This is a genomic window from Microcoleus sp. Pol12B3 (genome assembly GCF_036701355.1).
Classification (GTDB): Bacteria; Cyanobacteriota; Cyanobacteriia; order Cyanobacteriales; family Microcoleaceae; genus Microcoleus.
In genome coordinates this window covers 16,375-39,248 of record NZ_JAUBQS010000059.1, presented here as the reverse complement: position 1 = coordinate 39,248, position 22,874 = coordinate 16,375, and the positions used below count along the sequence as shown (strand labels likewise).

Here is a 22,874-nt window from a genome sequence, read left to right as displayed (position 1 = left end):
ATAGGGTTTCATCATGAGACTCCTCAAAAGATTGGGGTAGTGCTATTATCCTCTATCCTTTACATAAAAGCACTACCGAATAAATAAATCGGCTCAACCTGAGTTAACAGACACAGACAAGTCACACCCAGACTATAAATATCACTCGCATGAATAGCTTTGCCGTTGGCTTGTTCTGGTGCCGTATATCCAGCCGTCCCGATCCTCGTTTCCGTTACCGCTAGAGCCGTTTGTGTCGCATATTTCGCGGCTCCAAAGTCAACTAAAACCACTTGCCCATCTTGCCTAAGAATAATATTTTCTGGCTTGATATCCCGGTGAATTACTTGGCGGGAATGAATGAACTCGAATACTGGCAATAAATTATTAAGCAAGTTGCGAATCTGCGTTTCGCTAAAATATCCCTTAGATTCTAGTGTTTGGGCTAAATTTTCACCGTCGATGAATTCTTGGACTAAATACTGCCGTCCATCTTGACTAAAATATGCTAATAAGTCGGGAATTTGAGAATGTTTACCCAACTGTTCTAGGCGTACTGCTTCCAGCTCAAATAACTCAGCAGCTTTCTGGATACTAGAAGTACCTTGAAGTTGGGGGTAGAATTGTTTAATAACACAGGAAGGTTTTGATGGTTTATACTCGTCAATAGCTAGAAAAGTGCGCCCAAATCCCCCTTGTCCAATAATTTTTTGGGCTCCGTAGCGATCGCCCAATAGCAGTTTATTTCCACATTTTTGACAGAATTTTGTATAGCCAGACGGGTTTTGGAATAGGCAATCAGGGTTTAGACACTGGCTCATAAAATATGCTTAGAGATTACAGATTAAAGCTCTCAATGCGATGCCAGCGGAGAGGGTGTTAAATGTGAAACACCATCTCCGGGTAAGGACATGGCATTGCCTTTCATCGTGTTAACTTAACCCGAAAAACCGCTTAACCCAAAATATCGGCAGGGGTTTAAACCCCTGCCAAACAAGGCATTGCCGTGTCTCTACTTAAACTTTTGTCCCGCACTCAGGACAAAAGTTATTCGTCGAAACATTCTTAGCGCCGCAACTCGGACAATAAACCAACTCCGCAGATTGCAACTTGCTACGATCGGGCAAACCAACCATTTGAGCGTTGCTCTTACCTGGAACAACCATCGGATAGCAGTTTTCGTCCCTCGTCACCTTCACGTTCATCAGCACCGGGCCGTCGTGAGCGAGCATTTGACCGATCGCATCTTTGAGTTCCTCCGGCTGCGAAACCAGCATCCCCTTCACGCCATAAGCTTCAGCCAGCTTCACAAAATCCGGCATCCCTACAGTCATATTCGACGACGAATAACGCTCCCCGTAGAACGCCTGCTGCCACTGCCGCACCATGCCTTGCCAGCCGTTATTTACAATCACAATCTTGACATTAATGCCGTATTGTGTTAGCGTTCCCAGCTCTTGAATATTCATTTGCACGCTAGCATCGCCAGCAATACAAATCACTTGCTCATGCGGCAGCGCCATTTTCGCGCCCATCGCCGCCGGCACCCCGAAACCCATCGTGCCCAAACCAGCGCTCGAAATCCAGCGGCGCGGCCCGTTGTTCAAGAATTGAGCCGACCACATTTGATGTTGACCGACATCTGTTGTGTAGTAAGCATCCGGCGCTTGGGTAGCCAACTCCGAAATCACCTCTTGCGGAGACAAAATGTCTGGGTAATGAGGCACAACTAACGGATAGTCCTGTTTCCACCGATCGATCCTGTGCAGCCAGTCCGCAGTCTGTCCAGCCTTCCCCGAAACTCCAGTCTCCCGACAGCGACGCAGCAAATCGATCAAAACTTGGCGGACATCTCCGACAATCGGCACGTCAGGGCCGCGATTTTTGCCAACTTCTGCCGGATCGATATCGATGTGAATCACCTTCGCCCGCGCGGCAAACTCGTCTAATTTTCCGGTGACGCGATCGTCAAACCGCGCCCCTACAGCAATCAGCAAATCGCACTCGGTAACGGCAAAATTAGCGTAAGCAGTGCCGTGCATCCCCAGCATTTTCACAGACAAAGGATGGTTTTCGTCAAAGGAACCTTTGCCCATCAGCGTTGTCGTCACCGGCAATTGGAAAAGTTCGGCGAGTTCCTTAATTTCCTCGTGCGCCCCCGCTGCGATCGCCCCGCCCCCCACATAAAGCAAAGGACGCTTTGCTTCCTTCAGCAAATGAATCGCTTGATTAATCTGGCGGGGATTTCCCTTCACCGTCGGCCGATAGCCCGGAATTCTCACTGCTCCGGGTTCCACGGGCAGATAGTCAAATTCTTCTAAACCCACATCCTTGGGTACATCAACCAACACAGGCCCCGGCCGCCCTGTACTCGCGATGTGGAAAGCTTCTGCCACAATTCGCGCCATATCTCTGGGGTCGCGCACTACATAGGAATGCTTGACAATTGGCAGGGTAATCCCGTAAATATCCGTTTCCTGAAACGCATCAGTGCCGATCGCCGGCCGGGGAACCTGACCGGTAATAATTACCATCGGGATCGAATCCATGTGTGCCGTCGCAATCCCCGTCACTAAATTAGTTGCGCCGGGGCCCGAAGTAGCAAAACAAACACCAACTTGTCCGGTAGCGCGGGCGTACCCGTCGGCCGCGTGAGCAGCACCTTGCTCGTGCCGCACCAGAATATGTTTGATAACGCCGGTTTCTTCAGCGCGGTAGAGTTCGTCGTAAAGCGGCAGAATTGCGCCGCCCGGATAACCAAAAATATGCTTGACGCCGTGGCGGATCAAGCTGTCAATCAGAGCAAATCCACCAGTTGCACGTCTGATGGTCACTTTAGTTTTTAGTTGCACAGAATTTCCTTCCTTAAACTAATTATGATTTTTAATGAAAGCTTTTATACTACTTTAATCTCAATTAATGAAACTATGAAAATTTAAGTGGTGAGATTTTACAAAAGATTTCGCGATCGCAGAGGGTTCGCCCGATCTAGACATTGTGGAACAGCAGAGGAAGAAAAGAAACAGAGGAAATAGCGGCCTCTATGTCGGTTTACCGCGATATGACGCTTGTATAGGATTCGTCATGCGACATTCGACAACAAAAACAATCGTTTCAGCAATTAAGAACGTCCTCACTATCAGGGGGATTGCTATGTTAGAGATCGATCGCGAAAATAAAGCCCTCTTCCCTCTTCCTTCTCCCTTCTTCTTGACCTCCGTTACATCCGTTACCTCCGTTACATCCCGTACATTGCTCGTTGCCGAACTTCCTTCTTGCCAAAGTCTCAGAGAACATCCTGCAATACTTTGCGAGTATGTTTCCAAGCTGCCATGCCCATCACCGATACCAAAAAGCCCAAACTCAGTAACACGATCCGCAAGCCGAGGTCATCCGATCGGACGGCTTTGCTGACAGCATCAGTCAGCGGGCCGGTAATCGCTAAAGGCAGGCTCAGAGCAATATTAATCGCATTGTTTTCCAATCCAAAGACTTTGCCCCGCATAGATTCTGGAGTTTTTTCTTGAATCAGAGCCTGCATCGGGCCGTTAATTAAGGAAGCACCAAAACCGAACAGAGCACTCAATCCGAATCCCACCCACAACTGTCGGGTAAAGGCAAACATTGCTAATACAAAACCCATCATCAAGAAACCGATTAAAGGTAGAGGTTTGTGGTGGAATCGACCGCCCCAGTGTCCCAAAAAGGCTGCGCCGAAGACCATTCCGACTCCCGCCGCAGCCAGCAAAAAGCCAAATTGAGTTTCTTTGAGACCTATTTTGCCTGAAAGCGCGATCGCCAGCACCTGAAGCGCCGCAAACACGGAATACAAAATTGTCAACTGCACCATCGCGTTGCTGACAAGGTGATTGTGTTTCAAATAGCGCAAACCTTCTTTGAGATCTTGCCAAGGATGGACATTTTTGCCACTGCTGCCGGCATGACTTTCTTTGATCCGCATGGCATAGATCAAACCTGCCGATATCAGGTACAACCCGCCCAGCAAAAACTCTTGAGAAGCTGGTCCGAAGCTGTGTTTGACCCAACTAAACAGCGGTTCGCCGATCGTCATCCCGACAATAATCCCGCCCATTGTGGACGAGGCGAACAGCGCATTTGCCGACATCAGTCCCTCTCGCCCCACAGCGAGAGGAATTGCCGCCTGCTCTGCCGGAGCAAAAAATTGCGTTACGGTAGAGATCAAAAACGTCACCGTCAGCAAAACCACAAAAGCTTTGGGCAAAAACGGCAAAGCTACAATCAACCCGGCTCGAATCACGTTGCAGGCGATCAGCATTTGCTTTTTGGAAAAGCGGTCTACCACGATCCCGGCTACTGAACCAAAGACGATCGCCGGCACGGTGTAGGCGATCATCACCGCTGACAGCATAGAATTTTCCGAATGTTGCCAAGAAACCGGCCAGGGTCGGTAGTCGCCGGTTTTCAGCAGAATAATCAGCAATACGTAAAAAATTTTATCCGCCACTTGGGCCAATAACTGGCCCGTCCACAAGGCTAGGAAGGGGCGATTTCTCAGTAGGGCATCAAGCCCGCTGCGGTCAGGGGGAGGGCTGGCTGGGTGCATAAGAATAGTTTAACTGACCGCCTCTGGCAATTATAGTTTTCAGCAATACGTGCAAATCTCACATAGCAAAGCGGAAACTCGGAAAACTCCTGTCTCCTGGGTTCTTTTTCTGTTTTAGCAGATCGGCGGGGGACGGCTGCAGTCTTCTTAACTGTACCGCGATCGGCCGGAGCCGAGAACCCGCGCGCCCGGAAAATCCGAGAAGATTGTTAAAGGTTGGCGTGCATTTCATCGCGAGTACAAGATAGGGTAATATACTTGACAAAATACTTGCTGTTGGCAGTGGTATTAAAAGATGTCACGCCGATTAAGTAATATAACGAAGGTACTAACTGTTAGGAGTGAAAAACTTGAAAAAGGTTGAAGCTATTATTCGCCCCTTTAAACTCGACGAAGTGAAAATCGCACTCGTCAATGCTGGTATTGTGGGGATGACTGTTTCTGAAGTTAGAGGTTTTGGCCGTCAGAAGGGCATGACAGAACGCTATCGCGGTTCTGAGTACACCGTTGAGTTTTTGCAAAAGCTCAAGGTCGAGATTGTTGTGGAAAACGATCAGGTTGACATGGTGGTTGATAAAATTATCGCAGCTTCCCGCACGGGCGAGATTGGCGACGGCAAGATTTTCATCTCTCCTGTAGAACAAATTATTCGGATTCGGACTGGGGAAAAGAACTTGGAGGCAATCTAAGATACTGGGGCATTGGGCATTGGGTATTGGTAATTGGTCTTTGGTAATTGGTCTTTGGTAACTGGTCATTGCTAAGGAAAAACCTCTTTCCTGTTTAATTCTGATACCTAACTCTCAATATCCAATGCCACAGTTACCCCCTGTTTTGGCTTTTTTCCTCATTATGGGTTGACAAGGTTCGCTATTTGTGGTAATAGAGCATGGAAGGCTCGGCCGCGGTGAGAGTGCGATCGCTTGATATCCGGTGTCATTTCGGCAAAAGTCTGTTGCTGTGCGGGTACGTAGAAAATGGGATCGTATCCGAAACCTCCCGTACCGCGAGGAGTGTGCAGGATTTCGCCTCGGCAAATTCCTTCTACTTGCAAGGCAATTGTACCGTCGGGACGGGCGATCGCGATCGCGCAAACAAATTGTGCTTCCCGGTTTTGTTGGCTACCCAATTCTTTGAGAAGTCGAGATATCCTGTCAGCATCGGTTTTCCCGTAGCGCGCGGAGTAAATCCCAGGTTGACCGTCGAGTGCATCTACCATTAAACCAGAATCATCGGCAATCGACCATTTGCCCGTTGCTTTTGCCACTTCAGACGCCTTCAAGCAAGCATTAGCAATAAAAGTTTCGCCTGTTTCCTCAATTTCCAACTCTTCCGGTTTGATCTCCAATTCCCATCCCAAATCTTGAAGATAAACTTGCATTTCCTTGAGTTTACCCGGATTGCCCGTAGCTACAACTAGCAATTTGCGATCGGTCATTATTTCAATTAAAACTTACTGCTTGATATTAACAAAAAAAACGTCGCACGATCGCAAATAAGTTATATTGTTTCTGGTTGCTTGGGAGTCGGTTACTTGGAGGCTGGGAAATAATGGGATTTTTTGACCGCAGATATCGGCGGATGAACACTGATTAACGCTGATAGTATTTGAGCTATTTTTATCTGCGTTTATCTGCGGTTCAAAACTATGATTAATTATGCGCCCACTTTTTCGCCCAGTTTAAGTTTTGCATAACTTCTTTCAATGTCGCCGCTTCTGAATACAGCCGCAACACTGGTTCGGTTCCGCTAAACCGAATTAACAGCCAACTTCCGTCGGCTAAACGGAATTTATATCCGTCAACTTTGTTGCAATCTACAACTGCTTTGTCGGCGATTTCTGTTAAGGGTTGATTTTGCAGCAGCGACAGCAAACGCGACCTTTCTTCCATGTTAGCTAAGTGCAAGTCGATTCTGTCATAAGCTGAAGTAAAGCTTGTTTCTTGTTGCAGTCGGCTGTAAATTTCGCTTAAGTCTTCCCCGGATTTGACAACTGCTTCTAATAAGTACAGCGCTGAAAGTAAAGCATCTCGTTCGGGAATGTGCGTACCGTAGCCAATTCCTCCGGATTCTTCGCCGCCGACTAAGACTTGGGTGGTTAACATTCGATCGGCTATATACTTGTAACCGATCGGCGTTTCAAATAAAGGCAAGTCGTACAGCTTGGCAATTTTGGGAATGATGTCTGAACCGCTGACTGTTTTGATGACTTCCCCCGTCAAGCCGCGCCGTTTTGCTAAATGTTCGATTAGTATGGGAACTAGGATTTGTGAACTGAGAAAGTTGCCGCTAGAGTCAACGGCTGCAATTCGATCGCTATCTCCGTCAAATACAAAGCCGATCGACAAACCAGAACTTTTTCGCTGATGAGTACGCATCACCCGAAATAACTGCGACAGGTAGCGCGGCAAAGGTTCCGGTGCACCGCCGCCGAACAGCGGATCTCGATCGCTGTTGATTTCATGTACTGTTTCTTCTAAAATTTGAGCTAATCCTCCGGCGGCGGCACCGTGCATTACATCTACAAATACTGTAATTTTGCCGCTGGCGATCGCTTCTTTAATCGCCTCAATATCTACCATTTCCCGCAAGGTTTTGCAGTAAGCCGGCCAAGGATTGAAATTCTCCAATTTGCCGGGAGTTGCTGAAAGTGCCGCCGGATTGTCTAGTTTTGCTTCTATCTGTTGAGTAACTTCGGGCGAAACTGAACCGCCAAATCCTCCCTTGACTTTTAACCCTAAATATGGACCGGGATTGTGGCTGGCTGTCAGGACGATCGCACCCAAAGCATTTAATTGTTTGGCAGCTAAACTGAAAGCTGGAGTGGGGGCGTAGGATTCGCTAAGCAGCACGTCAAATCCTGCGTTTTGGATGGCCACAGCCGCTGTTTTGGCAAATTCTTCAGCCAGAAATCGGCGGTCGTGACCGACAATTACGGTACCGCTGCTGCCATCGCTGCCGCCGGTTGGTGCGAGAACTTGTGCCGCTAAGGGAGCGACTAACGCTACGCGATCGAATGTAAAATCGTCAGCAATGATGCCGCGCCAGCCATCTGTACCGAATTTAATGGGATTCATTTAGTCACAAGTCATGAGTCACCCGTCTATTTTATGGGTTTATCAGTCGATCGTCATCTGATTTTAGATTTTAGACTTTAGATTTTGGATTATGGAATTGCTTCCACAGCCTTTACTCTGGCTATGGACTGTTGACTGCTGACTGTTGGCTGTCATTAGCCTTGCTTGATAGATTAGGTTGGGCGGAGTGAAACGGAGGGTTCGTCCCTCAAGCCAACCTACTAATTACTATTAACTGCCAACTGCCAACTGCCAACTGTCAAGTGTCAATTGACTAAAAGAATGCTGGTTGGTGGCGGATCAAATTCAGGAATTCTTCGCGAGTTTTCTGTTCTTCTTGGAACACGCCCAACATTGCACTCGTAACCGTCCAAGCACCAGGTTTTTGCACACCCCGCATCGTCATGCACATATGGCTGGCTTCCATTACTACGGCCACTCCCTTCGGTTCCAATATTGTCTGAACTGCTTCGGCAATTTGGCGCGTCAAACGTTCTTGCACCTGCAACCGGCGACTGTACATCTCGGAAATTCGGGCTAATTTGCTTAATCCCACTACTTTTTGGTTAGGAATGTAAGCAATGTGAACTCGGCCCATAAACGGCAGCATATGGTGTTCGCACATACTGAATACGCTGATGTCTCGTACCAGTACCATTTCGTTGTGGCCTTCGTCAAAGATAGCGCCGTTGAGGAGTTCTTCGAGGGATTGACTGTAACCGCTGGTGAGAAACCGCATTGCTTCTGCTACCCGTTTTGGGGTTTTGAGCAATCCTTCACGTTCGGGGTCTTCTCCTACTCCCAGCAGCATTGTGCGAACGGCCTCCATCATTTCTTCTTGGCCTACTTCGGAGGGTTTGGGCACGCTGGATTCTTGACCGTTCGAGGAATTGCGATCGGGTCTAGTGGGGATGCGCGGGGTGTTGTTGTCTGCAGTTTCTGAAAGTGTCATGCTGTCAGTCGAGATTGAGTTCGATCCATTGGAACTGGTGTTTGATGAAATTGTCATAAGAAGTTGGTGTGAGGGTGAATCGATTTTGGATTTGGGGATATAGCTAGAGATTCAAAGATTGTTGAATTCGAGAAAAATCCAGCAGTCTAAAATCTCAAGTTCACAAAACTCCTGCGTTGGACATGAGGGTGATTTCTTCAATTACTGCACTTGCTGGCAACTGAACTGCGTGCAGAATTGATTGGGCGACGATTTCTGGGGTTAACATGGCACTGCGATCGAAGTTGGCGTCCACGGTATTTGTGTCCCACATGGGAGTATTGACAGAACCCGGACAGATTGCTGTGACGCGAATTCCGTGAGTCCGTTCTTCGGCGGCTAAGGTTTTAGACAAAGCCATGAGACCGAATTTGCTGACGCAGTAAGCTCCCCAGTTGGGGAAGGTTTGGCTGCCGGCGATCGAGGAAACGTTGATGATGATTCCCGATCCGCGATCGCGCATGGAGGGCAAAACTCCTAGAATGCACTGCCAAACGCTAGTTAGATTGAGGTCTAGAACGCTCTGCCACTCGGCTAGGGGCGTTTCCGTCAAAGAGCCGGTGTAGCCCATGCCAGCGCTGTTGACGAGGATATCTACGGAACCCAATTGAGATGCGATCGCGCTGATGCTGCTTTGCACTTGCTCAATTTTTGCCAAGTCTAAGGGATAAGCTTCTGCTTTCACTCCGACTTTTCGGGCTGCTGCGGCAACGGCTTCTAACTTTTCCGACTCTCGGCTAACTAAGGCCAGATTTATGCCCTCGGCGGCGAATGCTAGAGCCGTCGCTTTGCCAATACCGCTGCTGGCTCCGGTTATCAGAGCCTGCTTTGTTGTTGGATGGTTCATTAAGTGTCCTAATACTTTGGCTCGGCAAATCCCTCAAGCGTTGCAGCCTTCTTCGGCAAATTAGACAACTGTCTGCTGCGGGTGATAACAGTTAATTATGAGATGAACATTAAGAACTGTTAAGCCGGTGTCACCTGAGAAATTATAACACTGCTGACCGATCGGCAGAATAATGAGCTGTGAGTTATGAGTTTAAAGTTAAAAATTTTTAACTCATAACTGATAACTCTGAATCGATCGGCTCAAGCAGAAATTTCAGTGAATACACCGATGTGGCGAAACTTTTGATACCGGAGTTCGCGTCGCTGCTGAGCCGTAAGCTGTGTTAGTTCTGCTAAGTTTTCTAACAAAGCTTGTTTGAGTATGGACGCAGCTTTGAGGGGATTCGAGTGAGCGCCGCCGATCGGCTCTGGTACTATTTGATCGAGAATGCCGAGGTTTTTCAAATCCCAGGAAGTGATTTTCAGGGCTTCTGCAGCCAAGTTAGCTTTACCAGAGTCTTTCCAGAGAATGGCTGCACAAGCTTCGGGGGTGGCGACGGTGTAGACGGAATGTTCCAGCATCAACAGCCGCTCGCCGACACCGATACCCAATGCGCCACCGGAACCGCCTTCGCCGATGACGGTGCAAATAATGGGAACGTCGAGGCGAAACATTTCTCGGAGGTTGCAGGCGATCGCCTCTCCCTGTCCGAGCTGTTCTGCTTCTAAGCCCGCCCAAGCTCCCGGAGTGTCGATAAAGGTGAAAATCGGCATTCCGAAGCGATCGGCGTGTTCCATCAACCGCAGGGCTTTGCGGTAGCCGCCGGGAGCAGCCATACCGAAGTTGCGGGCGATATTGTCTTTAGTGTCGCGCCCTTTTTGATGGCCAATAATGACTGTGGGACGCCCATCTATGCGGGCAATTCCGCCGACGAGGGCCGGGTCGTCTCCGCCGCGCCGATCGCCGTGAAGCTCTATCCACTCGTCGCTAATTGCCTGAATGTAATCGAGCGTGCTGGGGCGGCGCGGGTGACGGGCGAGTTGCAGCCGCTGCATGGGGGACAAGCTGCTGAAGATTTCTTGTCGCAGTTGGGCCGAGCGAGCTTCGAGTTTGCGAATTTCGTCGGTGACATCGACGCTGTTTTCTTCGGCGAGTTCGCGAATCTGGTGAATTCGGGTTTCGAGTTCGGCCAGAGGCTTTTCAAAATCTAACAGTAAGGGTTTACGGTCTGGGTTTGGCACGCGGATAATTTCTATAAGGTTTTGTCAGGTTTTGTCGATCGACTATTTCCAGATCCTACCCTGTCAGGGGATGCTGAAAAAGAGGGGAAATTGGGAAGTTTTGAATTTTGAATTATGCTTGGCATACTAAGCTTGTTGAAAACCAGAGACTTGAGCCTCGTTTTTTGCTACACTATTTTTGCTTGCTTCTGATTTTTACGCCTCTATTTCCCAGCGTCCCTGGGTTCCCCACCGCCACAAAAGACCTAACCCTGCTGAACAGTTCCCAAGTCCAAAAGCGACACCAGCGCGATCGAACTCACCTCTTCGGAAGCTTTAACAGCCCTGTCTATATTACATTTTGTCGCCAACTATCAAATATCCGAATAATTAAACACAAACTCTTGCGACCAATCACATCCGCTTGTTCTGAACTACAAACTACTTTTATTATGCTCGTGCTCTGGGAGATAATGTTAATAGTTGACTGTTAACGCTTAACCTTATCAAAAAAGTTACTGGTTATTATCAGAAAAACTTTCCTCAATAACCAATAACTACAACACATCACATCAAAATGACATTAAAGGCCTGAAACCGTGCTTGACAGAAATATGACCGATTTGCTCCATCTTTTCCACAGTAATTTGATTTCGTCCCCAAGAAAAGTTGGTATACATTTTTTCAAATTCCAGCAGCATTGATTCAGCAAAACAGGCAAACAACTGTCTGCCCGGTACATCCATATTGACAATCTTCATAATTTTCCACTCAATATCGAGGGAATGCTCTACAATGCCGCCATTGAGTACGTAAATTTCTGGATGCTGAACCTGAGTTGCCAGATTTTTTGGATAGCCGCCGTCAATCAATAAACAGGGTTGCTTCAATGTCTTAGGGTCAATTTCTACTCCCTTGGGCATACTGGCTACCCAGACTACAATATCAGCTTGGGGCAGGGCTTCTTCCAAGTCCATGATTTTGCCTCGCCCCAATTCTGATTGCAAATCTTGCAATCGTTCTTTGTCGCGGGCAATCAGCAACAATTCTGCTACATTTGTTTTAACATTGAGCCAGCGACACACCGCACTGCCAATATCCCCCGTAGCACCGCAAACGGCTACAGTGGCTTTTGAAAGTTCAATTCCCAATTTTGGGGCTGCTTCTTCTACTTGGCGGCAGAGGATGTAAGCCGTGTGAGTGTTACCGGTAGTGAAGCGTTCAAACTCCAACTTGAGATTGCGAATTTGCTTAATTTGCTGCAAGTTGAAAGTCTCAAAAATGATCGAAGAAAAGCCGCCTAAAGCAGTGATGTTAATCCCGTTTTTTTGAGCGTGTGCCATCGCATTAAGGATTTTGCGAGTGGCTGCTTTAATCCGGCGAGTGGCTAGCATTTCTGGCAGAAAACAGGACTCCACATAGCGGCCTTCTATTTTTTGTCCAGTGATGCTTGTTACCGTGATCTGATCAACTATTTGGGGCGGTGCGCTGCACCAAAAATCGAGACCTTGATCGGCATATTCTGGATAGCCCAGCTCGTTAGCTACTGATTGGGCGTGTTCTAAGCTGGTTAAGTGACCGATTAGACCAAACATTAAGTTGTCAAATGAAGGAAGATTGAAAATGGAAGATGGAAGATGGAAGATGAAAGATGGAAGATGAAAGATGGAAGATGGGAAGATTAAAAATTTATTTTTTAAAATGAGTTATCCCCTTTTTAACTTTTAATTTTTAATTTTTTTCCCATTCCTTATTTCCCAATTAACTAGGCTGCGAGGCCTTGTGCTGACATCCGCATAATATCGCGGTTGTTAAAGCCTATGTTGCCTAGGGCTTCGCCGTAGGCAATCATAAAGTCTTCGATTAAAGCGTCTTTTTCCATTCCCAAAACGCGGGCATCGTCTGCGACAGAGTTTAGCAGTCTCCAGATGATGGGCAGGTTTTCCCGGTTGGCGGCTTCTAGTTCGGCTTTGGATTCCTCAAAGTGAGCTTGCAGCCAGACTTCCCCAAAGTTGAGGTGGCTATATTCTTCTTTGACGACGCCTTCGGTGATTTTGCGGGCAAAGTCATCGGCGACGGGGATGTAGATGTTGTAAGCTGCGATCGCAAAACACTCGATAATTAGCGATTGAATCAACAAGCAAGTTACAATCTGACCTTGGGCCGCGGCCGTCTGGAAGTTTTTGTGCAGTTCCGAAAAGAACTGCTTGGCAAATGCCATGTCGGGCGTGACTTTAAGATTCCGGCCACAAGCTTGGAAGCCTTTCATGTGGCGGTTCTCCATCTTGGACAAGCCAATTAACTCTGCTTTTTTGTCAGCCAACAGTTCGGCCAGTGTCAGGTAATTGTCGTGAGCTTCTTGTTCGCCTTCAATCACAATGGCGTTGATGCGGCTGTAAGCATCTTTGTAAGTTTCGGTTTGAAAGTCAATTGTTGGGCTGGCCTCAAGCTGGGGCATAGATATGTAGTCTCCTCATATAAGCTTGTGGGATGTTTGGAAACCCCTTTAAAATTGGGGGTCAGTGACAGTACACTTTACCTATTTTGAACGCACCCCATCTAAATCACAGATTATAGCTGAGGATTCTTTCGACAAAGAACTTTTCTTTGACGTTCCGGGAAAAACTGGCGTCCTCAGCGTGTTTGCCGGACTTTTGCCGTCGAACACTCCAGAAAGACTATCGCTAGAATGCTATCTATTTACTAATTACTTGAATTAGTCGTTAGTCGATCTTTTGCCCGGAAATAGATGATAGAAATACGGTCTATGTCTCCACCTTGAAGGGTTTTACAGTACCAACTCTATCTCTAACATTATATCCTAATCACAACTTCCTCCCTAGGTACTCCTTCTTTCCCTCTAGGACATATTATGTTGTTGTATGGGAAGCCTTTGGGAGGCGATCGGGTGGGATAACGTCACAGGCTTATTATTTTAGGTTAATTCACAATTTTATGGGTAAATCCTTTGACAGATCTCAAGCGCTGGAACTACTGAGTTTTATTTTGTTGCTGGCGGGGGCTGCGCTGGTGCTGCTGCCACTGGCTGCTGTATTTTTAGTTTCTGTATCACCATCTGGTGTCGGTGTCAAGACCACAGGCCTGACTTTTGCGAACTATCAGGAGGCTTGGCGGCGGGGCAATTTTTTGTTGGCATTCCTTAATTCTACTGTAGTGGCGATCGCAGTGACGGGTTTTCAGGTTGTGACTTCTGCTTTGGCTGGTTATGCTTTGGCCAGGCTGAAGTTTCGCGGCCGACAGGCCCTAGTTTTAGGGGTTTTGGCGACACTGGCTATTCCGTTTCAGCTTTTGGTGATTCCGATTTTCTTGGTTTTGAAGTGGGGTCATCTGCTGAATACTTACGGGGCGCTGATTTTGCCGACGGCGGCTAACGGTTTTGGGATTTTTCTGCTGCGCCAGTATTTTATGACGGTTCCGGTGGAGTTGGAGGAGGCTGCAATGCTGGATGGGGCTAACCGATGGCAAGTGTTGTGGCAGGTGATGTTACCTTTGGCCCGCCCTGCTTTGGTGACGCTGTTTTTGTTTACGTTTATCGGGGAGTGGAACGATTTGTTTAAGCCGCTGGTATTTACGACGCGGCCGGAGTTGCGGACTGTGCAGTTGGTTCTGGCTGAGTTTCAGGAACAGTTTACTAGCAGTTGGCAGTTGTTGATGGCAGCAGTGGTAATTGGAACAGTGCCGGTGGTATTGCTGTTTTTGGCCGGTCAACGGCAGTTTATTCGGGGGATTGCGGAGACGGGGATTAAGAATTGAGGTGGAGAGAGATTGGCGATTAAGTTTCTAGTCACATCTTGTACCAATGTCAGCAACAGCCAAGATGCCTTTTGCTGACATTGGTACAAGATTTGAGTTTGTAGTCACTCGGCGACTCCACTCGCTAGTATAAAAACAAAATCAACTCCCAGCGGACTAATAGATAAAGCAGATATCAAAGTATTATTTGAATCTATGCAAAAGCTCGGTTTATTTTTATTTGTCATATCTTTTCTGCCCTGGCTGGCAATCTTGTTTGTTGTGCCCTTCCTGCCACTGGACATTCCCCAAAAAACTACTTTATCTGTCGTTCTAGCTGTTGGGGCAGAGGTTTGTTTTTGGATTAGCGTAATGCTGTTGGGGAAAGAAGTAGTTACCAAATATCGGCGTTATTTGCATCCCCGCTATTTTTGGAAAAAAATCCGAAATTTCAACCGCAGATGAACAGGGTTCGACGCAGATATTCACCCTGGATGTGGGCGTTTATCTGCGGTGAAGGTTGAGCTATTCGCTGAAAATTTGCAAGCGAATAGAGCGTTCTCCGTCTCCAAAATCCACTTCAATCTTTTCTCCCGAAAGACTGTCCAAGCATCCCAAAAGCAAGCGTAAATTTGGTGTACTTGCTCCTGTATCCACGTATAATCTATCAGCTAAACTGCCTAAACGCTTCCAAATCGTGTAGAGTTTGACTACTGTTTGTTCTAGCTGTGCGGCTTGTTTTACAACGTCGGCTGTAGTTCCCAAACAGCCTACTCGCAAAGATTCTTCTAAGGCCATTTCCATGTCTAAGTGAGACTGATTGAGAGCTTGCACTTGGGCGGCTGCGTCGAGATATTTTGATAAGTTTTTGGCGTCGGAAGTTAGCTGTTTGACAGTATCTACGTCGGGATTTTCTGCTACTTCTTTTTGAATTTCGCTTTGGTGAGATGGGGAGAGTTTCTCCATTTCTTTGACTAAAGGAGCGAGGTAGCGGGAAGGTAGAGAACCGGTAGATGCTTTTTCTTTGACTTCTTCTGGCAATAAATCTGAGTTCATTGCCATCCATTCGTCGGAGAGTTGTTTGACTTCGCGGCGGGTGATGCGATCGCCACTTGCTGCGGCATCTGTTACCATTTGCTGAACTTCGGGAGATGCTTTGGCGGTTTCTACAAAGGCTCTTTTGCTGAAGTTTCTAATGGAATTGGGGTCTAAATCTCCTTGCTGGATCAGAGTATCGGCACTATTAGCTAATTCTATCAAAGAATAGGCTTGACTTTTGCCAATTTCTCTTTCTTTTAGCCAGTTTAAAAAGCCTGTTCCGCGTCCTTCGCCACCTTTTTTTTCTCTGTCTCTAACTGTTCGGAGGATTCGTCCCCGCCAAATGTCGGTTTGCAAGTCGAAGCGATCGCACACTTTCCAGGCATTGTCAACCTGATTGTCAAAATCAAAGTCTGGTATTTGTTCGTCTTCGGGGTCTGGCAATTGGAAATTGATATCGGTAAAGCCGTTGAGGGCTTCTGCAAGTTCTGCGGGATTTAGGGGGACTTCAGCCATTAGGAAAAATTTGTGTAGTGCAACAGCCGGTTTAATTGGTAACTTGCACGGGTTGACAGTTGAGACGCTATATGTAGCGGTAAGGTAGGCAAAATTTACCTACTAATAGAGTTTTTGTGCAAGTCATATCATTATTGCACGATGGGGTGCGATCGGGCGATCGCTACCTGCACAAAAAGTCTTCTCCGAGAGTAGCCCCACAGCGTCGCAACAATCAAAAAGTCGATGGCACAGATAGTCCGGTATTGTGAAGAAACAGCCACTAAGGGGATAGTTAAAGGAACTAATTACCCACTAAAACGGCGATACTTTATCGCGTTCAATCTCCTCGGCCGGATTCGTTTTCCCATTCAAAATTGTGCCATCTTCGGGGAGATTTTCTAATCGATCGCGCTTCTTAAAGCGATCGCGAGCCGAGACAACCACCACATACAGAACCGGCACTATAAACAAACTCAAGACAGTAGAAACAACCATCCCCCCCGCGATCGCATTCCCTAGCGATCTACGACTGGCCGCCCCCGCACCTTCTGGGTTAACCAGAGGAGCAATACCCAAAATAAAAGCTAGAGAAGTCATCAAAATCGGTCGTAAACGCTCTTGAGAAGCCTCAACTGCCGCCTTAGCAATTGGATATCCCCGCTCCCGTAACTGGTTCGCAAACTCCACAATTAAAATCGCATTTTTACTAGCCAATCCAATCAACATTACCAAACCAATCTGGCAATAAACATCATTCGCCAAGCCCCGCAACGACTGAGCTAAAAGTGCACCCAAAATCGCCAGAGGAACCGCCAGCAAAATAATGAAAGGATCGACATAATTTTCGTACTGAGCAGCCAACACCAAGAACACAAAAATCAGCCCCAAACCGAAAATAATCGGTGCTTGACCCCCCGATTCAATTTCTTCTAAAGAACTCCCCGACCATTCATAGCCAAAACCAGAAGGCAAAACTTGAGCCGACACCTTTTCCATCGATTTTAGCGCCTGTCCAGAACTCGCTCCCGGAGCCGGAGAGCCAGTAATCTCAATTGACCTATACAAATTGTAGTGGTTAACAGTTTGTGCGCCCACCACCGGAGTGATCTTCACCACATTGCTCAAAGCAATCATTTCATTCTTTCCAGAACGCACATATAATTTCCCAATATCTTCAGGGTTATCGCGAAACTGTTTATCAGCCTGAACATACACCCGATAATTGCGCTGCTGGAGGTTAAAATCATTGACATACTGAGCACCCAGAGCCGTTTGTAACGTACTGAAAACATCATTAATGGGAATATCTAGAGCCTTAGCTCGATTGCGGTCAACCTCCACAATTAACTGAGGCGTATTCGCAGCAAATGTACTAAATACCGCTTGCAATCCCGGTGTCTGATTTGCCTGCTTCAAAATCCCGCCCATAGCCTGGACTAAGCCATCTAAACCGCCGTTACCTTTGCGGTCTTGCAATTGAAATTGGAAACCCCCAAATTGACCTAAACCTTGAATAGCAGGCGGATTCACTGGGAAAATTCTAGCTTCGGGAATCGAGAAAAACTTACCCCGCAACTTACCAATAATCGCTTGTACGGTTTGATCTTCTCCGTGACGTTCTTCCCAGGGTTTCAGGGTAGTAAATATAATGCCTTGATTAGAAGTGCTACCGCTAAAACCAAATCCACCGACTGAAAAAGTCCCGACAACTTCAGGAAGTTTGAGGATTTCTTGTTCCACTTGATCCATTACTTTCTGAGTGTATTGCAGCGAAACACCTTGGGGCCCTTGAATAATTGTCATAAAATAGCCCTGGTCTTCTTCCGGGATAAATGCTGTGGGCACTGATAAATAAAGCCAAGCTGTTACTCCTAGAGAAGCGATGAACACGAGGGTGACAATAGTCTTAATTCCTGTGAGAAATATTAACGATTTCCGATATTGCCGCTGTACCCAATTGAGAACTCCATTAAAACGGTCAAAAACCCAACCTAGCGGACCCCCAAACTTGGGCCCTCGACGCAGCAATATAGCTGAAAGTGAGGGCGTGAGAGTAATAGCAATAAAGGTAGAAAGCAGAACTGAAAAAGCAATTGTCAGTGCAAATTGTTTGTAAAGCGCTCCTGTAGTTCCGGGGAAAAATGCCACAGGTACGAACACTGCCATCAACACTAAAGAAGTCGCAATTACAGCGCTAAAAAGCTCCCGCATCGACTCAAAAGCTGCTTCGCGGGCATTCATTCCTTGGCGGATGAGGCGGTCAATATTTTCTACTACAATGATAGCGTCATCAACCACTAATCCCGTCGCTAATGTCAGACCAAACAGAGATAAACTGTTAATCGTAAATCCGAAAACTTTGATAAAGGCAAACGTCCCAATCAAAGAAATTGGAATTGTGATGATAGGAATAATAGTGGTGCGCCAGTCTTGTAAGAAAACAAAAATCACTATCACCACTAGCAAGACTGCTTCAAATAATGTCTTGACTACTTCTGCCATCGACTCTTCTACAAACAAAGTCGTGTCCAGCGCTACTCTATGTATCAAACCCGGAGGGAAAGCAACCGCTAGTTTTTCCATTTCTGTTTTGACGGCATGGGCAACATTCAAAGCATTACTTCCAGGCAGTTGGTAAATCCCTAAACCTACTGCATCGTTGCCTCGAAATCGCAGAAATGAGCTGTAATTCTCTGCCCCTAGTTCTGCTCTCCCCACATCTTTTAATTTAACTAACGTTCCATTGGTCTCTGTTTTGAGGACGATTTCTTCAAATTCGGCTGGTTCTTTCAGGCGACTTTCAGCACGCAAGTCAATTTGATACATTTGTCCCTGGGGAGCCGGTTCTTGACCAACTCTCCCAGCACCAACTTGCAAGTTTTGTTCGTTGAGAGCCGTCGTTACATCTTGCATTGTGAGACGGCGAGCTGCTAGTTTATTTGGGTCTATCCATAAACGCATTGCATAGCGTCTTTCCCCAAAAATTCGCACGTCGCCAACACCTTTTACCCGCTTTAAAGCATCTGCTAAATATAGGTCAGCGTAGTTGCTTAAAAATATGGTGTCGTATTCTTTATTTTCTGTAAATAAACCGATCGCTAGTAGGAGACTTGTAGATTGTTTGGTAACTCTAACTCCTGTGCGTTGTACGGCATCGGGTAGCTGGGGTTGAGCAACTGCAACTCGATTTTGAACATCGACCCCGGCAATGTCTTTGTTGCGCGAGGAATCAAAGGTAGCTGTAATGGTGCTAGTGCCATCGTTACTACTACTAGAAGTTAGATATTTGAGTCCTTCAACGCCGTTAATTTGTCTTTCTAGGATGTTGGTAACGGCATTTTCGACAATTTCAGCACTAGCCCCGCTATAGTTAGCTGTGACGTTTATTTGGGTAGGGCTGATGTCGGGGAAGCGCTCGATCGGCAGGCTGGGAATGCTGATTGCGCCTACCAAAATAATAATTAAGGCGCAGACGCTAGCAAAGACTGGTCGTTTAATAAAGAAATCTGCAAACATTATTTGGGTAATGGGTAGTTGTTAGTTGATAATTGCTAATTCCTAATTGCATGAACTTCAGTCAAAAATTAAAATAGCCCTCTTTTTGAGAGCGGAGCAATCAAGTAGTTTCACGTAAGGTAGTTGTTGCGCTTTAGCACTCTTAATTCCTATCTTAAGAGCGCTGAAGCGCAACAAACTACCTTATTTTTTGCTTTCTACTTGTAATTTTTTCCCTGCTCCTTCCCCTTCCTCTTGAGCCATAATGGGGGCGCCGTCTGTCAGGTTAAGGATGCCTGCGGTGACAATTTTTTCGCCGGCTTGCAAACCTTCGATAACTTGATAATTATTTCCCTCAATCGCTCCCAATTTCACAGCTTTTTGGTGCGCTACTAAAGGTGGCATTCCAGGTTTTTGCTGTTCCGGCTTTTGAGCTGTGAATACAAAAGTTTCTCCGCCTAAGCGAGTGACTGCTGTTACTGGAACTAAAATTCCGGGGTTCTGTTTCCAGATGACTTTAGCTTTTACAAACTGGAGATTAAGCAGTTCGCCACCGGGGTTGGGAAAGGTGGCTTTAGCTAAAATTGTTTGGGAATTCGCGCTGACGTTTGGGGAGATAAAACTGATTTGACCTTGGGCGATCGCCTTACCTTGAGCGTCGAGCATTTGTACTGGCAGCCCTAAGCGTAATTGAGGCTGCCGTTCCAAAGGAATTGATAACCGCAAGTCTAGCAATTGGTTCTCTGTCAGGGTGGCAATGGCGTTACCTTTTTGCAAGTAATCACCTACTTTCACTGGTATGTCGCCGATGACTCCCGCGAAAGGCGCGATGACAGCAGTTTCTTGCAGTTGTACTTCAAAGCCGCGCACTTGAGCGGCGGCCTCGGCAACTTGCGCTTCCGCTTGATCGAGCTGTTCTTGGCGCGTACCGTTGGCTAACTGCGCTAATCTGCTCTTGGCTTGTGCGACTTCTGCTTCCGCTTTGGCTATTTCCTCTGGGCGCGAACCGTTTTGCAATTGCCGCAAAGCTTGCCGCTGCTGTTGCAATGCCGCTGTCCGGCGCTCGATCTCGGCTTGTCTGTTCTTTTGCCGCTGCTCGAACCGCCTTTGAGCTTCTCGGAGATTGGCTTTGGCTGTGCCTTCTTTTTGGGCGTATTGTTCGAGGGTGTTGGCGGATTCTGCGCCTTCTTTTGCCAATGCCTGATATCTGGCAAGCTGCTGGCTGGCTAATTTTGCTTCGGCTGTGCTTGCTTCTATTTGCGCTCTTGCTTGGGCAATGTCTTCTAAGAGGCTACCTGTTTGGGCGTCGGCGAGGTCGGCTTCAGCTTGGCTAACGCGGGCTTGGGCTTGACCAATTTCTTCTGGCCGAGAGCCCGATCGCAGTTGGGCGAGGTTGGCTTGGGCTTGGGCGACTTGGGCTTGAGCTTGAGCGATTTCTTCGGGCCTTGCTCCTGCTTGCAATTCGGCTAAATGGGATTGAGCGCGAATCAGGTTGGCTTGGGATTCCCTCAAGTCAGCTTGGGCGCTGTCGCTTTTCATGCGGGCGATGGCTTGCCCTTTGTTTATGAAGTCCCCGGATTTGACAAAAATCTCCGTGACTAGCCCTTCTACTTGGGGTTTGATCTCTACCGAACGCTTGGCTTCTAAGCTGCTGACAAATTCTGAGGCATCTTGGACTGAGCTGGTTTGTACGGCTGCGAGCTTGACTGGTATGCCTGGGGGTTGGGCTGCTGCTGCGGGTTGCTGTGCGCGATTATGACCCGATTGCCACGAGTACCAGCCGATACCTGCTGCGCCTGTGGCGATCGCGATCGCTGCAATTAGGGGCCAGCGCGATCCTGGTTTACCAACAGGTTGGGGGCGATCGGCAACGGCCACAGAATCCTGCAGTTGCTCGCTGTCTGCATCGGCTGGGTGCAGTTCCGGTGTGAGAGATTTTTGCTCTTGGGCTTCAACGACGGATTCTGGGGATTTAGAATAACTCATGGGCAGCACCACTTAGATTTTTTTTAACTTCTGACTTACTGAGACTTGGGCGGAATATTTGATTCTCCGGCGTTCCCCTCAAACAGAGGGGGAATAAGGACAAGCGATTTTAAACAGGATGGAATCGGGAAAGTCCCTTTTTAATGGGGTTGGGGTATGTGCAGGGCTTTAGTCTCATCGCAGTTAGCCAAGCCAGGGAGTGATTATTTTTAGGAAAGCTTCTTGTTATCTCTCAAAAGTTACGATGGCAGGGAAGATTACACATCCTTCTTATGACTCACCTGAGTGGGTGAGTTGGAAGGATTTTTCCTGGGAGTCGGCGGATTCAGCGGAGATTGGGGACTCACGCACTCCGGCGATCGCGCTTTTTTCCTTGGCTAGTTGGTCGGTTAACCACTCTATCTCTGATGCCAGCACTGACTTGCAGCGATCGCGAGAGGCGAATTGATAGTCGTCGGTTAGTGGATATTCGCTCTTGAGGCTTTCGATGTAGTCTTGTCGGGTGTAACAGGCTCGCAAGCGGTGTTCCAACAATTTCAGCCTTTCTGCGGGTTCTAAGTCGCCAAAAAAGAAAAACTTGATTTGGAACCGGGAACCACTGTTAACCCAGCTTTCTTGAGGGTGTTCGAGCATTTTTTGCCGCCAGAGTTCGCGCCCTTTGGCGGTAATTCCGTAGATTTTGCGCGGACAGCCCGCATCTCCGGCTTCTTCGGCAATTACCGAAATCTCCCCTCGCTCTTCCAAGCGCTTCAGCAGCGGGTAAATTGCTCCGTAGTTGACGCTGATGCAACTGCTCATAAACAGCTCCAGTTGTTGCTTTAACCGATAGCCGTGCAGGGGTTGCAACTGTAGCAGCCCAAGGGCTGATAATTCAAGCATTTATATCAAATTGATATTATAGTCTGAATTATATAACTATATCTGACTCAAGGGCGATCTGGTCAATAGTTAATTTGAAAGAAATTACATCACGATGCACGGAAACTAATATTTGTCAATACCCTTAATATATATTTTTTGTGTTTCAATAAAGGGCGATCGCTTTATAATTATAGAATCCATTTGAGAAATCACAATAGTGCTGATTTACCTCGATTTCGGTCACAGGAAGGGCAGAATCTCACTTGTGTTCAAAGTGAGATTCTGCCTGGTCTTGGATGTCTCCGAAATGATTTAATAGACTCTGCTCAATAGGTGCGATTTCTGCCACATATCTCTTTTGGGTAAAAGCACCAGAACTTTTCTTGGCATGGGTTGGTTGAATTTTAAAACCCTCATATATTTTAGTATTTCTTGAGGAGCTATCGCAACCGCTGTTTTTTCGTAGCTGATAGTCATATCATTTATGTATTTTTTTGCTACGAAACAATTGTTGAGTGGATTTTAAGGTAGCCTGTTTCTAAGGTTAGAGTGTGTGAGATTG

Annotated in this window: 18 protein-coding genes and 1 pseudogene; 5 read left to right on the top strand and 14 right to left on the bottom strand. The window is 47.2% G+C overall.

The window, feature by feature from the left end:
- Positions 1 to 77: 77 nt before the first annotated feature.
- The 3 genes and pseudogenes from QUA53_RS23310 to QUA53_RS23300 all read right to left on the bottom strand — a co-directional run.
- Positions 78 to 800, bottom strand: a pseudogene (locus QUA53_RS23310) (protein kinase domain-containing protein); the annotation flags it as partial.
- Positions 801 to 995: 195 nt separating this feature from the next.
- Positions 996 to 2,831 carry a biosynthetic-type acetolactate synthase large subunit gene (ilvB, locus tag QUA53_RS23305; RefSeq protein WP_333100059.1) on the bottom strand — a complete coding sequence of 612 codons (1,836 nt, stop codon included), beginning with the start codon at positions 2,829 to 2,831 and terminating at the stop codon, positions 996 to 998.
- Positions 2,832 to 3,265: 434 nt separating this feature from the next.
- Positions 3,266 to 4,564: an MFS transporter gene (locus QUA53_RS23300; protein WP_333100058.1), complete on the bottom strand. Its 1,299-nt coding sequence runs from the start codon at positions 4,562 to 4,564 to the stop codon at positions 3,266 to 3,268.
- Between the two features lie 350 nt (positions 4,565 to 4,914).
- Here QUA53_RS23300 and QUA53_RS23295 point away from each other — a divergent pair, with 350 nt between their 5' ends.
- Entirely contained in the window at positions 4,915 to 5,253 is a 339-nt protein-coding gene (locus QUA53_RS23295; RefSeq protein WP_006633346.1) for a P-II family nitrogen regulator, read from the top strand.
- A gap of 161 nt (positions 5,254 to 5,414) precedes the next feature.
- On the opposite strand, the gene rdgB is transcribed toward QUA53_RS23295, so the two are convergent.
- The 7 genes from rdgB to QUA53_RS23260 all read right to left on the bottom strand — a co-directional run bounded on the left by rdgB (position 5,415) and on the right by QUA53_RS23260 (position 13,139).
- On the bottom strand, positions 5,415 to 6,002 hold the full coding sequence (rdgB, locus tag QUA53_RS23290; protein WP_333100057.1) for an RdgB/HAM1 family non-canonical purine NTP pyrophosphatase: 588 nt from the start codon (positions 6,000 to 6,002) through the stop codon (positions 5,415 to 5,417).
- Positions 6,003 to 6,216: 214 nt separating this feature from the next.
- Positions 6,217 to 7,641: a phosphoglucomutase/phosphomannomutase family protein gene (locus QUA53_RS23285; RefSeq protein WP_333100056.1), complete on the bottom strand. Its 1,425-nt coding sequence runs from the start codon at positions 7,639 to 7,641 to the stop codon at positions 6,217 to 6,219.
- A gap of 274 nt (positions 7,642 to 7,915) precedes the next feature.
- Positions 7,916 to 8,650, bottom strand: coding sequence for a GTP cyclohydrolase I FolE (gene folE / locus QUA53_RS23280; protein ID WP_333100055.1), 735 nt, complete (start codon positions 8,648 to 8,650; stop codon positions 7,916 to 7,918).
- A 103-nt stretch (positions 8,651 to 8,753) separates the two neighbouring features.
- The gene (locus tag QUA53_RS23275; protein WP_333100054.1) at positions 8,754 to 9,479 is read right to left on the bottom strand and encodes an SDR family oxidoreductase; all 726 of its coding nucleotides are present in this window, start codon (positions 9,477 to 9,479) and stop codon (positions 8,754 to 8,756) included.
- Between the two features lie 242 nt (positions 9,480 to 9,721).
- Positions 9,722 to 10,702, bottom strand: a complete 981-nt coding sequence (accA, locus tag QUA53_RS23270; RefSeq protein WP_333073767.1) for an acetyl-CoA carboxylase carboxyl transferase subunit alpha — start codon at positions 10,700 to 10,702, stop codon at positions 9,722 to 9,724.
- A 551-nt stretch (positions 10,703 to 11,253) separates the two neighbouring features.
- Positions 11,254 to 12,276, bottom strand: coding sequence for a long-chain acyl-[acyl-carrier-protein] reductase (locus QUA53_RS23265; RefSeq protein ID WP_333035377.1), 1,023 nt, complete (start codon positions 12,274 to 12,276; stop codon positions 11,254 to 11,256).
- Positions 12,277 to 12,446: 170 nt separating this feature from the next.
- Positions 12,447 to 13,139, bottom strand: coding sequence for an aldehyde oxygenase (deformylating) (locus QUA53_RS23260; protein ID WP_333100053.1), 693 nt, complete (start codon positions 13,137 to 13,139; stop codon positions 12,447 to 12,449).
- A 64-nt stretch (positions 13,140 to 13,203) separates the two neighbouring features.
- Between QUA53_RS23260 and QUA53_RS23255 the strand changes: the two genes are divergently transcribed.
- The 3 genes from QUA53_RS23255 to QUA53_RS23245 all read left to right on the top strand — a co-directional run bounded on the left by QUA53_RS23255 (position 13,204) and on the right by QUA53_RS23245 (position 14,899).
- Complete coding sequence (locus tag QUA53_RS23255) at positions 13,204 to 13,401, top strand: hypothetical protein (protein ID WP_333067170.1); 198 nt, start codon at positions 13,204 to 13,206, stop codon at positions 13,399 to 13,401.
- A gap of 235 nt (positions 13,402 to 13,636) precedes the next feature.
- On the top strand, positions 13,637 to 14,455 hold the full coding sequence (locus tag QUA53_RS23250) for a carbohydrate ABC transporter permease (protein ID WP_333100052.1): 819 nt from the start codon (positions 13,637 to 13,639) through the stop codon (positions 14,453 to 14,455).
- 195 nt (positions 14,456 to 14,650) lie between these two features.
- The gene (locus QUA53_RS23245; protein ID WP_333100051.1) at positions 14,651 to 14,899 is read left to right on the top strand and encodes a transporter suffix domain-containing protein; all 249 of its coding nucleotides are present in this window, start codon (positions 14,651 to 14,653) and stop codon (positions 14,897 to 14,899) included.
- A gap of 60 nt (positions 14,900 to 14,959) precedes the next feature.
- Here the strand turns inward: QUA53_RS23245 and QUA53_RS23240 are convergent, their stop codons facing one another.
- A complete protein-coding gene (locus tag QUA53_RS23240) occupies positions 14,960 to 15,988 on the bottom strand; it encodes a hypothetical protein (RefSeq protein WP_333073773.1) in 1,029 nt (342 codons plus the stop codon).
- A 116-nt stretch (positions 15,989 to 16,104) separates the two neighbouring features.
- On the opposite strand from QUA53_RS23240, the gene QUA53_RS23235 reads away from it, so the two are divergent.
- The gene (locus QUA53_RS23235; RefSeq protein WP_333100050.1) at positions 16,105 to 16,239 is read left to right on the top strand and encodes a hypothetical protein; all 135 of its coding nucleotides are present in this window, start codon (positions 16,105 to 16,107) and stop codon (positions 16,237 to 16,239) included.
- Positions 16,240 to 16,282: 43 nt separating this feature from the next.
- Here the strand turns inward: QUA53_RS23235 and QUA53_RS23230 are convergent, their stop codons facing one another.
- The 3 genes from QUA53_RS23230 to QUA53_RS23220 all read right to left on the bottom strand — a co-directional run bounded on the left by QUA53_RS23230 (position 16,283) and on the right by QUA53_RS23220 (position 22,330).
- The gene (locus QUA53_RS23230; RefSeq protein WP_333100049.1) at positions 16,283 to 19,486 is read right to left on the bottom strand and encodes an efflux RND transporter permease subunit; all 3,204 of its coding nucleotides are present in this window, start codon (positions 19,484 to 19,486) and stop codon (positions 16,283 to 16,285) included.
- Between the two features lie 183 nt (positions 19,487 to 19,669).
- Entirely contained in the window at positions 19,670 to 21,451 is a 1,782-nt protein-coding gene (locus QUA53_RS23225; RefSeq protein ID WP_333100048.1) for an efflux RND transporter periplasmic adaptor subunit, read from the bottom strand.
- A gap of 270 nt (positions 21,452 to 21,721) precedes the next feature.
- Complete coding sequence (locus QUA53_RS23220) at positions 21,722 to 22,330, bottom strand: PadR family transcriptional regulator (RefSeq protein ID WP_333100047.1); 609 nt, start codon at positions 22,328 to 22,330, stop codon at positions 21,722 to 21,724.
- Positions 22,331 to 22,874 lie beyond the last annotated feature (544 nt).